The organism is Phycisphaeraceae bacterium (genome assembly GCA_019636735.1).
Lineage (GTDB): Bacteria > Planctomycetota > Phycisphaerae > Phycisphaerales > SM1A02 > VGXK01.
This window is the reverse complement of record JAHBWY010000003.1, coordinates 315,938-328,010: the sequence shown is the minus strand read 5'-3', so window position 1 is coordinate 328,010 and position 12,073 is coordinate 315,938. Positions and strand designations below refer to the sequence as shown.

Sequence of the window (12,073 nt, the reverse complement as noted above, 5' to 3'; positions counted from 1 at the left end):
GGAGTGCTGCACCCGCGTGCAGCAGGCGGGCGCCTGTGTCCACAATCCGACTGAAGTGGCGCGCCGGGGAGGGAGTGTTCCCGGAGTTCGAGAGTCATCCGCGCGACCCGGGGATAGACTTCGCCCTTCATGCACTCCGTTCGATGGTCCATGTCGGTGGCCTCGTGTTTCGCCGCCACGCTCCTTTCGCCCGCATGGTCTGCCGCGCCGCAACCCGCGCCAGTGCCCCGATCTCCGGCCGCCGCGCCACAATCCGCGCCGGCACCTCGCTCGCCCGCCGCCGCACCGGCTGGTCAGTCCGACTCCGGTGCGTTCCCCCGCGCCACCCAGCCGGCGCCCGAGGCGGTGGGTGTGGGTGTCATCGGGGTCGAGCAGCCGCTCGATCTTGCCTTTGAATCAGACGGCACTCTTCTCGTCGCGGCCGGTGAGGAGGGCATTCTCGAACTCGATCCAGTCGGGATGGCCATCCATCGCGTGCGCGTGCCCGGATTGCCCGAGCGCGAGGTCGCGGCGATGGCGCTCTCGCCCGATGGGTCCATCTTCCTCATCGATGCCTTGCGAGGCCGCGGTGAGCGCCTCTCGCGTGACGGCGAGGTTGTCGCACGCTTCGGCTCCTTGCGCCATGCGCAGGGGATCGCGCTCTCGCCCGATGGCGCTCGCATCGCTGTGGCCGACACCGGAAGCGATCGCGTGCTGCTCTTTGATGCTTCGAATCTCGACCGCGATCCCACCGTCATCGGCTCTCGCGGCACCGCCAACGGAGAGTTCAGGGCACCATCTGCCGTCGTCTTCGATCCGGCAGGGCGACTCTTCGTGGTCGACTCGGACAACCATCGCGTTCAGCGCTTCGGTGTGAACGGCCGGCATGAACTCACCTTCGGCACGCGCGGCGCCATGCCTGGCCAGTTCGAACGCCCGTGGTCCATCAAGGCGAGTGACGGCACGCTGCTGGTGGTGGATCACTTCAATCACCGAGTGCAGCGCTTCAACGAGGATGGTGACTTCATCCTCATGTGGGGGATGCATGCGGTCGTGCCGCGCGAAGCGGGGGGGCGCATCCACTATCCCGTCGCGGTTGCCGCCGATCCGGGCAGGAACACCTTCGCCGTGGCGGAGCCCTTCGAGCGCCGCGTGCAGATCTTCCGCCGCAGCATGGAGGGGGAGCGAGTTCCGCTCGAGCCGCCGCTCTCCTTCCGCGATGGTGTCTCTAGCCACTTCGGCGAAGGCATCGCGGTGGATGGAACCCTGCTCGCCGCGTGGGAGCCCGAGGCCTCCGCCGTCGTCATCTTCGACCTGAGGCAGGAGCGTCCGACGCATGTGACGACTTTCGGAGCCCCGGGCCGGCGCGTCCATGAGATCGGGCGGATCACCTCGATTGCCGCCGACGAAGCGAGCGAGCGCGTCTGGATTCTCGATGAAGGCAATGATCGCCTCGTCGAGTGGACCCTCCGGCGCGATGTCGATCAGGGGCTCCGATTCGATCCCTTCATGGGTTCGGTCACGCAGGCGATCGACTTCGATCCGATCGGCCGCGCAGCCCACGCCTCAGATGGTCTCGGGGAGCGCGTGGAACCCATCGCCATCGCCCGCGCGCCGGGAGAGGTTCTCCTTCTTGATCGCGCCCGAGGCGCCGTGTTGCGCCTTGATGATCAATCACTCGAGCCGAGGGCGCTTCTCCCCGGTGCCGATATGGGGTTTCCTCGCCGACCGACCGCCATCGCCGTGTCGCCCGATGGCCTGCAACTGGCGATTCTCGATCGTGATGATCCGGAGCGACTTGCTGCAATCGTGCCTCTTCGCGGCACGGGCAATGCGCGCGTCGTGGCCCGGCCGCCAGAACTCCGCCGAGCCAAGGCGATCACCTGGATCGATGAAGAGACGCTGGCGGCCACGGGCACCGATGATCGTCTTGTCATCCTCGCTCTCGATGGCTCGGTGCGATCGTCGCAGCGCCTTCATGGCGTCGAGGATGGTCTGCTCTGGCATCCGCGAGGTGTGGCGGGCGGAGGCGATCGCTCCATCTTCGTGATCGACTGGGGCAACCACCGCATGCAGCGCTACGACGCGGAGGGCCAGTGGCTGAGCCGCTTCGGAATTGGCCGAGCGGTGCTTCGTCCGCGCATGCCCGACGCGATGCCGCCGGTCATCCTTCCGAAGCGGGCACCGAGCGGATTTGCGCGGCCTGTGCCGGCGACCGAGGCCGGGCCCTTTCCTCGAACACTCGAGGCGCACGCGAAGGGGCCTCGACTGAAGTGGACTCCCATCTCTGAGCGGGGCGAGGTGCTCGCGGAGATTCCGCTCGCCGATCTCTTCTACATGCGGGTGAGTCTCGAATCCGAGCCTCGAAACACGCGCCCTCTCGCCGATCACTTCGCTCTCGAGGCCGATGCGGCGATGCCGCATCACGGTCATGGGATGAACCTTGCTCCTCGGACCATCCGGCCCGAGGGATCCGATGACTTCGTTGTCGGCCCGATGCTCTTTCACATGCCGGGAGCATGGGAACTCTACTTCGACCTCAAGCGTGATGGTCGCACCATTCGCTATCAGGATGAAGTGATCATGGAGGATGACGAATGAACACGGTCCGACGCTGTCCGCGCACTTCTCGAGTCGTCATGTCACTCTGCATCGGGGCGGGACTCCTCTCCGCGGCCATGGTGGCTACGGCGGCCTCGGTCCCCGGTCGCGACGATGATCAAGCTCCAGCCGAAGTCGAGGATCCTCGAGAGATCGGAAGCAGTCAATTGCGTCGGCTCCTTCGCATGTCGAGGCCGCGCGACTTCATGCCCGATTCGACGAACCTGGTGGCCGACTCTCGTGAAGCGGCCCGGCTTGGCCAGATTCTCTTCTTCGAGCCGCGGCTCTCGGCCAACAACGAAGTGAGTTGCGCCACCTGCCACGATCCACAGCGGGGCTTCACCGATGGAAGGCGTCTTGCCATGGGACTCTCCGAGGGAACCCGGAACACCCAGACGCTGCTTGACATCTCCGACTTTCCCTTCTTCACCTGGGATGGTCGGGCCGACTCCTTGTGGAGTCAGGCGCTTCATCCCTTTGAGGACCCTGCCGAAATGGGCCTCACGCGCTTCGAAGTCATCGAGCGCATCCGCGCCATCCCGGAGTTGAAGCGTGAGTTCGAAGCCGTCTTCGGGGCTCTGCCGCCGACCGCCGATCCGGACCATGCGACCAGCGATGAGCGCGTGGCGGTCAATCGCGCGTTCAGCAACATCGGGAAGGCGATCGCTGCCTACGAGCGCCGGCTGCGCACTGGTCCGAGCCTCTTCGACATGGAGATCGAGCGGCACCGCGCCCGAAGCAACATGCCGGTGCCCGGATTCGGCGACTCCGAGCAGCGGGGCTTGAAGCTCTTCCTGACCACGGCAGGGTGCTGGCGCTGCCACCATGGCGCGTTCCTCTCTGATGGCGCCTTCCACTCGATTGGTGTGCCGCCGCTGGGTGGTGGTCTGCCGAAGGATCGGGGACGCCTTGATGCGATCGCACGACTCCAGGCGAGCGACTTCAATGCAGCGGGGCGCTACTCCGACGATCCCTCCGGCTCGCGAGCCCAACTGACGCTGGCCCTCACCGAAGAGCCGGGACTGTGGGGCGCGGTTCGGACGCCCTCACTGCGCAATGTCGGGCGCACAGCCCCATACATGCACGCAGGTCAGTTCGAAACGCTCGAAGAGGTGGTCAACTTCTACAACACCCTCGATGGTGCGATCGCGGACCATCATGGCGAGCGCGTACTGGAACCGCTGGGGCTCTCGGACGAACAGGTCGCCGACTTGGTCGCCTTTCTTCGGACTCTCGACGGGCCTCTGCCTGATGAGTCACTGCTTCGACCGATCTCGCTCAACGAGCCCGAGTAACCAGCGAAGAGAATTCGTCGATCACACCCAGAGTCGAAGTTCCGAGAGCGCCAGGCATCGGAATCGGGACTACACTCGATCGAGTTGTCCGGGGCATCCCTGACCGCACTTCGCCTGGAGATGTTGATGACGATGATGATGCCCCGATCGATCGCCGCGTCGCTGTCGGCCGCCATGCTTGCGGCTGGTGTCCTTGGGCACGCGGACGACCCGAAGGCGAAGCACTGGGAACCACCGGTCGTCGCGCCGGCGTGGCGACTCGGAATCGAAGGGGCGTCGAGCGAAGGTGGTGTGGCCGAGAGCTTCACTTCGGACGGCGTGCAGCTTCTCTCCTGGTTCCCGGTGACCACCTTCGGCACGCAGAACACCAGCGGCAATGACTGCTGGGGCTATGTGAGCCCGTCGGGGCGCGAGTACGCGCTGATGGGGCTGAGTCACGGTACCGGCATCGTCGAGATCACCAATCCCGAGCAGGCGCAGATCGTGGCGTTCCTGCCGGGACCGCAGAGCCTCTGGCGCAACATCAAGACCTACAAGAACTGGATGTATGCCGTGAGTGAAGGTGGTGGCGGCATCCAGGTCTTCGATCTCTCGCTCATCGACGCGGGCCTCGTGACGACATTCCCGAGCGTGACCACGGGCGGAACGCAGGCGACGCACACCATGATCATCAATGAGAAGTCCGGCTACCTCTATCGCATGGGCGGGGGAAGCAACGGACTTCGCATCTACAACCTTGAACCCAATCCGGCACAGCCGCAGTTCGTGGCGTCGTGGCCCGATCGCTATGTCCACGACGGCTATGTGGTGACCTATGAGAGCGGGCCTTACGCCGGTCGCGAGGTCTTCTTCGCCTGCGGCGGTTTCAACAGCGGTCATGTCGACACGGGGGTGACCATCATCGATGTGACCAACAAGTCATCGCTCCAGGTCATGTCGCAGTTCTACTACCCGAATGCGGCCTACTCGCACCAGCTCTGGCCGAGCGAGGATCTCCAGTTCGCGTATCTCAATGATGAGATCGACGAGCAGAACCACGGGCTCTTCTCCGTCGGCCGGATCATCGACATCTCCAATCTGAGTCAGCCCACGCTGGCGGGCACCTACACCACCGGTCTCCAGACGGTGGACCACAATGAGTATGTTCGAGGGGATCTGCTCTTCTGCTCGAACTACAAGAGCGGGCTCCGCATCTTCGACATCTCCAATCGAACGAATCCCGTGGAGGTGGCGTGGTTCGATACCTACCCGGAGAACGATACGGCGGGCTACGCCGGGCTCTGGAGCAACTACCCGTTCTTCCCAAGCGGCACCGTGATCGGCAGTGATCTTCAGAGGGGCCTCTTTGTCTGGCGCATCTCCAACGAGACCCTGGCGATCTCCTATCCCAATGGTGTGCCTTCGCTTGTCTCGCCTGCGGGGCAGTCGATCACCGTGCAGATCACGCCGATCGCCGGCGCCGAGATCGAACCCGGAACAGCGAAGATGATCGTGACCGGCGCCGGGGCACCGATCGAGGTGCCGATGTCACCTGTTGGTGGAGAGCTCTGGTCGGCAACCGTGCCATCGCTGCCGTGCGGAACAAAGATCGGACTTCGATTCACCGCCAAGGTGGCCGGAGGCGTGACCGTCTCCGATCCCGCGGCGCCGGGGGCCTACTCGGCGCTCATCGCCGTGAGCCAGTCGATGGTCTGGGACGATGACTTCGAGAGCGACAAGGGCTGGACCTACGGCGTCGCGGGCGACACTGCGACGGGTGGAGTGTGGGAGCGAGGCAATCCGATCGGAACGACGGCCCAGCCCAACGGCGGCCATCAGCCTGAAGTCTCCGGTCCCAACTGCGCCTTCACCGGTCAGCACCCCGGCGGCGGCGCAGGTGCAAACGATGTCGACAACGGCATCACGACGCTCATCTCGCCCGTCTTTGGAACCGGCGGCGCCGACGACATCTACTTCACCGCGTTCGTCTGGTACAGCAATGACAAGGGCGCGAACCCCGGCGTCGATGTCATGCCAGTGCATGTCTCGAACAATGGCGGCGCCACATGGACGCTGATCACGAACATCAACAACAGCACGACCTCGTGGGTGCCGTACTCCTGGCGCTTGGCTGACTATGTGCCGCTGACTGAGAACATGCGGGTGCGCTTCCGTGCCCAGGATCTCGGTGCTCAGGCGCTGGTTGAAGCTGCCGTCGACACCGTCGCCATTGTTGGCTACGGATGCACGCCGGTGGTGCCTGGTGACCTGAACGGCGACGGCGTGGTCAATGGTGCCGACATCGCGCTCCTCCTCGGCAACTGGGGCGGATCCGGCACTGGCGACCTGAACGGCGACGGGACGGTCGACGGATCGGATCTGGCGATTCTGCTGGGCAACTGGAGCTGAGTCGTGTCCTTCACGGGTGACGGCGAGGATCACTGTCAAGCGGTCCACCTCGATGGGCTGCACGGTGGTGGCCCCCGTGACACGCGCCGGTGGGCCGCTCGACTTGTGTTCGCCATCTCGTTGATCGGGAGTGCGCTCGCACCGCAGCTTCACTCCGCGCCGGAAGGGAGCCAGGCGCGCGAGGAGCCAGCGGTCGCAACGCCGCCAGTCCCCCGTGAGCAGCGTGCGGACTCTCAGCCGAGCGTCGAGTCGATCGAGCGCGTCGTCATTCCCATTCCCGGCTCCGCCCTCGACCTTGAGTTGGTCCGCGTCGACCTCGGACTCGATCGCCCTCTCTGGATGAGTCGCAGCGAGATCACCTGGGACATGCTCGATGCCTTTGTCTACGCCTTCGACCTCGAAGATGATGAGGCCACCGAAGTTGATGGCATCACTCGGCCCAGCAAGCCCTACATCAGCATGGACCGGGGCTTCGGAAAGAGCGGATTCCCTGCAATCAGTGTCAACCACCGCCTCGCCACGGAGTTCTGTCAATGGCTCTCCGCCCGAAGTGGCAGGACGCTGCGGCTTCCCACGCTCGATGAGTGGCGCCGCGCCTGTGAGCGAAGCGGGATCGATGCCGCGTCGCTTCCCGACTTCGCATGGTGCGCCGAGAACGCAGGGCAGAAGACCCATCCGGTTCGGAGTCGTCAAGCCGATCGGCTCGGGCTTCATGACCTCTTCGGGAACGCCGCGGAGTGGGTCGATGCCGGTGATGGGGCGTTCCGGGTGGTTGGCGGCTCCTTCCGCGACTCGGCGGCGACCATGAGCTGTGCGATGGCGCTCGAGCGCGATCCAGCCTGGAACGCGAGCGACCCGCAGATTCCCAAGAGCATCTGGTGGCTCGCTGATGGGGGGTTCGTCGGCTTTCGTGTGGTCGTTGAGGAGCCATCGCGTCAGCCATCCGAATCACTCCCATCAACCACCCCGCCGACGGAAGAGCCTGCCGCACCGACCCCACGACCCGTTCCAGCTACGGAGCCACGACCATGACCGCTGCGCCACTCTCGCGCCGGACCTTCGTCCAAGCCACGACCGCCGCCGCAGCTCTTCTCGCCGTGCCGAGGGTGTGGGGCCGCGCGCCCGGCAGCGAGCGGCTGCGAGTAGGGCTCATCGGGTGTGGCGGGCGAGGACGAGGTGCTGCGGTTCAGGCGATCAGCGCCGATCCCGCGGTGCAGTTGTGGGCCGTGGGCGATGTCTTTCCCGATCATGTCGATGCGGCCGTTCAGAGTTTCGCGGGCATCACGGAGCTCGCCGATCGCATCGATCTTCCACCGGAGCGCCAGTTCGTCGGCATCGATGCCTTTCAGAAGGTGATCGACTCCGGCGTGGACATGGTCATCCTGGCGACGCCGCCTCACTTCAGGCCTGCGCATCTCGAAGCGGCTGTTGCGGCGGGCAAGCATGTCTTCTGCGAGAAGCCGGTCTGTGTCGATGTGCCCGGATATCACCGCGTGCAGCGCGCGTTGCGCGAGGCGCAGCCGAAGGGGCTCAACATCGCGAGCGGGTTCTGCTGGCGTTCCAGTGAACCGGAGCGCCAACTGGTTGAACGGCTGCGGGCAGGTCGGATCGGCGATGTGGTCGCGATCCATGCGCTCTACCTGACCTCGCCGCTCGGCACTCGGCCCCGGCAGGAGTCTTGGAGCGATCTTGAATTCCAGCTTCGGAACTGGCAGCACTTCACCTGGCTCTCGGGCGATCACCTTGTCGAGCAGGCGGTGCACTCCGCCGACAAGCTGCTCTGGTTCATGGACGGCGCCCTGCCCGTGCGCTGCACCGCCACCGGCGGGCGCGGAGTTCGAGAGTCGATTCCCGAGCGAGGCGACAGTTGGGATCACTTCGCGGTCAGCTACGAGTATGCCGACGGTCGCCGCTCATTGCTCATGTGCCGTCAGCAACCGGGCACGCACCAGGAGAACACCGAGGGACTCGTCGGCACGCGGGGTTTCGGCTTCGTGAACGGCTGGGGACCACGCCTCGAACTGACTGGTGCTGATCCATGGCAGTGGTCCTCGGATCGCATGCCGCCGAACATGTACGAAGTACAGCAGCGCGAGCTGGTGGAGGCGATTCTCGGGCGACGGGAGCGCATCTTCCACGACTTCATGGCGGACAGTTGCTACATGGCCATTCTCGGTCGTGAGGCGGCGTACTCGGGCGCCTTGATGGAATGGGATCGCTTCCAGGGAAACAACGATCGCCTCGGGCCGGAGACCTATGAGTTCGGTCCACTTCCATTCCCCGAGCCTCGGCGACCTGGACAGAGGAGGCGCGCGTGAGCGACCTGACGCGGCGCACCTTCATGTTGCACGGGGCTGCGACCGCTGCGGGCGCTCTCGGCGCGGCGGCGCTGGGAGAGGCCCGAGCCGACGATGAGCCCGCTCCCGGCGGCTCCGCGCCGATCGATGAACTCCGAGTCGGGGTCATCGGTTGCGGAGGACGCGGTTCAGGCGCTGCGCTCAATGCGCTGCACGCGGACCCCTCGGTGCGGATCGTGGCCCTTGCCGACCTCTTCGGCGATCGACTTGAGACCGCTCGCCGCAATCTCTCCGAGCATGGCGGAAGCCGTGGGGAGGTTTCGCCGGAGCGCTGCTTTGCAGGCTTCGACGCCAATCGCCAACTCCTCGATGTCGATCTCGACATCGTCATTCTCGCCACGCCGCCGGGTTTCAGGCCAGCGCACTTCCAGGCGGTGATCGAGCGAGGGCGACACGCCTTCATTGAGAAGCCGGTCGCGGTGTGCCCTGCGGGAGTGCGGCAGGTTCGCGCGGCGGCAGAACTCGCCGACAGGCGCGATCTCAAGGTGCTTGCAGGCACGCAGCGACGCCACGAGCAGAGCTATCGCCAAGCGATCGATTGACTCCGCGGGGGAGTGATCGGAGAACCGGTTGCCGCCCGCTGCTTCTGGAACATGGGTGGACTCTGGAGCGTCCCTCCGCAGGAGTCTCGAAGCGATGTCGAGAATCAGATTCGCAACTGGCTCTATCACACATGGCTTTCCGGCGACCACATCGTAGAGCAGCATGTCCACAACATCGATGTGGTGAATTGGGTGTTTGACGCGTGGCCAGTTCGAGCCTGCGCCGTGGGCGGCCGACAGGCGCGCACGACGCCCGAGTTCGGTCACATCTATGACCACTTCGCCGTTGACTTCGAGTATCCCGGCGAGCGCTTCGCCCTGAGCATGGCGCGCCAGCAGGAGGGCACCACCGGGCGAGTGGAGGAGATCATTCACGGGCCCGATGGAGTCATCCGCCTGGCGCCTGGCATGGCCGAGGCGCGGGGTCGTCGCGCCTGGCGCTTCCAAGGCGAAGCGCGCAATCCCTACCTCGAGTCGTGGGTTGATTTCATCGCGGCCATTCGAAGCGGTTCACCGATGAACGAGGGTGAGACGGTGGCGCTCAGCACACTGGCCGCAATCATGGGGCGCATCGCCGCGTACACGGGACGCGATCTTTCATGGCAGGAGGCGCTCGATCACCCGCTCGACCTTCGCCCGCCTGAAGATCTTGCCTTCACGGCGCGAGAGCAGGATCCGATCGCGGTGCCCGGTCGACCGCCGCGCCGAGCGAAGGGCTGAGCCGCGTTGTTCCGAGGCCATCGTTGATCCACACGGTGACCTCGGGACGATGTCGAAGCAGCCGCTCACGAGCCGCTTGATCACTCGTTCCCAAGGCTGTCGCGAGTGCGTCGGCGATCGCGCCGGGACCGCATGCGCCGCTGAGGTGATCGGCGGTGCCGTCATGGGGCACCACCATCACCGTGATCTCCGGAATTCCGATGACGCCGAGCCCTACATCGGGCGCGATCAGGTGGGAGCGTCGCGTACCGTCGGCATCGAGCGAGCGCTCGGCGTCGCCACTGGTGGCCACGGCGCTTCCCGGAGGCAGGCGAATGACATCGCCCGCGGTGCCGATGCGCACGCGCCACCCCGATTCACCGAGAGGCGCATCGCCTGAGACGAGGTCACCACCGAAGTCGATGAGCGCCGCACCGCAGCCATGCGCGCGGAGGACCATGAGAGCCTCATCGGCGGCCCATCCCTTGCCGATCGCTCCGAAGTCGAGGCTGACGCCGGGGCGATTGATCATCAGCGTCCGACCCTCGAGGCGCAACGCATCGGCGCCGGTGGCGCGGCGAGCCAGAGCAATCTCGGCCTCGGAGGGAAGTGATCCTTCGCGCTTCGCCCTGCGCCAGAGCGTGGTGAGGGCCCCGAGCGCTGGGTCGAAACGACCATCGGTCACCTGCCACATGACGAGTGCGCAGGAGAGTGCCCTCGCAAGATCCTCGGAGACTTCGATCGCGCCGGGCTCGTCGGCCACGGCCTGCGCAACGCGAGCGACCTCGCTGTCGATCATCCAATCCGAAAGGGTGCGTTCGAGGCACGCGATGCGGTCAAACGCGGCGCGGGCGGCGGCGCGCGCGGTCGCGTGATCGACCCCGGCGATCACGATCCGGGCGCGAGAGCCCATGTGCACCTCGGAGAAGGTCTCTCGCAAGGCAGGAGGTCGCTCGACCGCGCGTGGCGAGGCGCAGCCGATGATCGTCAGCAGCGTCAATGAGATCGCAGGCCAACGCACGGCTCATGTCCGGAAGGTGACTTCGAGCAGGCTCGCGTCGTCAGAGAAGTCGTCGCGGCGCTGAATCGCCCTGCTGCGTGCGAGAATCGCGTCGAGGGCGTGGGCGTTGCCGCTCTCGTGCTCGGCCGTGGCGGCGCCAACGAGGAAGTCGTCGAGACTCCACATGGAGCCATCGCTCATTCGGAGCTCATAGAGGCCATCGCTGTAGATCAGCAGCCGTGCTCCCGGTTCGATGACGGTCTCCACCGCCGACCAGGTCATCTCGTCGACCGCTCCGATCATCAGGCCCTGCGAATCGAGGCGGCGGGCAGCGCCGTCGGGCGCGACCACCAGCGCCGGTGGATGGCCTGCATTCGACCAGCGCAGCGTGCGCGATGGCCGCTCGTAGACCCCGTAGAAGAGCGTGAAGAACATGCCGTTGTGGCGGGTCATCGGGAAGAGTTCGTTCAGCCCTCGCAGCACTGACGCCGGATCCTCGGGCGTCGCGCCGGGCATCGAAGCGCCGCGAATCATGTTCATGGCACTCACGGCCAGCAGGGCGGGCCCGACGCCATGGCCGCAGACATCCAGCAGGTAGATCGCGAGGCGCTCGTCATCGATCCAGTGATAGCCGAAGCAATCGCCCCCGAGAGATTCCGAGGGAATGAAGCGCCACTGCGTGGAGATTGGTCCTTCGAGGGGCGCGGGCAGAAGGCTCTGCACATACTCCGCCGCGCGGCGAACCTCCTCCATGAGCATCGCCCGGCTCTCATCGAGCGCCTTGTAGGCGGCGTTGCGTTCGAGCTGCGCGATGTAGCCGCGCGAGTGGTAGCGCAGGCGCGCGAGGACCTCGAGGGCATCGGGGAGCTTCACGAGATAGTCATTGGCGCCGCGAGCGAAGGCATCCGCCTTGGTCGCGGCCTCCTCCTTTGAACTCAGGACGACGAGTGGAATCTCTCGCGTCTCCTCCCGCTCGCGATAGGCCTTGACCAGATCGAGGCCGTCGACCTCGGGCATCACGAGGTCCTGGAGGATGACCGTCGGGCGAATGGCGATCGCCCGATCGATCGCCTGATGCGGGTCGCGGCAGTACTCGAACTCGAAGTCCGGCTGCGCACTCAGCATCCGACGGACGGCCTCGCCGATGATGGGCTGGTCGTCGACGAGCAGGACTCGACATCGTGCGGTTTCGTTGGGCACGGGCATGATTCC

9 protein-coding genes are annotated in these 12,073 nt (G+C 65.5%); 7 read left to right on the top strand and 2 right to left on the bottom strand.

Annotated elements, in window-relative coordinates; all coding sequences use genetic code 11:
* Positions 1-129: 129 nt before the first annotated feature.
* From KF724_05425 to KF724_05395, 7 genes are all read left to right on the top strand, one after another.
* The gene (locus KF724_05425; protein ID MBX3355121.1) at positions 130-2,580 is read left to right on the top strand and encodes a hypothetical protein; all 2,451 of its coding nucleotides are present in this window, start codon (positions 130-132) and stop codon (positions 2,578-2,580) included.
* Positions 2,577-3,875, top strand: coding sequence for a c-type cytochrome (locus tag KF724_05420; protein ID MBX3355120.1), 1,299 nt, complete (start codon positions 2,577-2,579; stop codon positions 3,873-3,875). Before KF724_05425 ends, KF724_05420 begins: the two co-directional genes overlap by 4 nt.
* Positions 3,876-4,001: 126 nt before the next feature.
* The gene (locus KF724_05415) at positions 4,002-6,263 is read left to right on the top strand and encodes a choice-of-anchor B family protein (protein ID MBX3355119.1); all 2,262 of its coding nucleotides are present in this window, start codon (positions 4,002-4,004) and stop codon (positions 6,261-6,263) included.
* 3 nt (positions 6,264-6,266) lie between these two features.
* On the top strand, positions 6,267-7,295 hold the full coding sequence (locus KF724_05410) for an SUMF1/EgtB/PvdO family nonheme iron enzyme (GenBank protein ID MBX3355118.1): 1,029 nt from the start codon (positions 6,267-6,269) through the stop codon (positions 7,293-7,295).
* Complete coding sequence (locus KF724_05405) at positions 7,292-8,581, top strand: Gfo/Idh/MocA family oxidoreductase (GenBank protein ID MBX3355117.1); 1,290 nt, start codon at positions 7,292-7,294, stop codon at positions 8,579-8,581. Before KF724_05410 ends, KF724_05405 begins: the two co-directional genes overlap by 4 nt.
* Positions 8,578-9,162: a Gfo/Idh/MocA family oxidoreductase gene (locus tag KF724_05400; GenBank protein ID MBX3355116.1), complete on the top strand. Its 585-nt coding sequence runs from the start codon at positions 8,578-8,580 to the stop codon at positions 9,160-9,162. Before KF724_05405 ends, KF724_05400 begins: the two co-directional genes overlap by 4 nt.
* A 12-nt stretch (positions 9,163-9,174) precedes the next feature.
* Positions 9,175-9,882 (top strand): hypothetical protein, encoded by a 708-nt coding sequence (locus KF724_05395; GenBank protein ID MBX3355115.1) that lies wholly within the window; start codon positions 9,175-9,177, stop codon positions 9,880-9,882.
* Here KF724_05395 and KF724_05390 read toward each other — a convergent pair.
* Positions 9,818-10,882, bottom strand: coding sequence for an FAD:protein FMN transferase (locus tag KF724_05390; protein ID MBX3355114.1), 1,065 nt, complete (start codon positions 10,880-10,882; stop codon positions 9,818-9,820). The genes KF724_05395 and KF724_05390 overlap by 65 nt on opposite strands.
* A 3-nt stretch (positions 10,883-10,885) precedes the next feature.
* Complete coding sequence (locus tag KF724_05385) at positions 10,886-12,067, bottom strand: fused response regulator/phosphatase (protein MBX3355113.1); 1,182 nt, start codon at positions 12,065-12,067, stop codon at positions 10,886-10,888.
* Positions 12,068-12,073 lie beyond the last annotated feature (6 nt).

Bases quoted from the DNA above. Each gene is read 5' to 3' on its own strand.
- KF724_05415 (MBX3355119.1), top strand. From the start codon at position 4,002: ATGACGATGATGATGCCCCGATCGATCGCCGCGTCGCTGTCGGCCGCC.
- KF724_05420 (MBX3355120.1), top strand. From the start codon at position 2,577: ATGAACACGGTCCGACGCTGTCCGCGCACTTCTCGAGTCGTCATGTCA.
- KF724_05425 (MBX3355121.1), top strand. From the start codon at position 130: ATGCACTCCGTTCGATGGTCCATGTCGGTGGCCTCGTGTTTCGCCGCC.
- KF724_05385 (MBX3355113.1), bottom strand. From the start codon at position 12,067: ATGCCCGTGCCCAACGAAACCGCACGATGTCGAGTCCTGCTCGTCGAC.
- KF724_05405 (MBX3355117.1), top strand. From the start codon at position 7,292: ATGACCGCTGCGCCACTCTCGCGCCGGACCTTCGTCCAAGCCACGACC.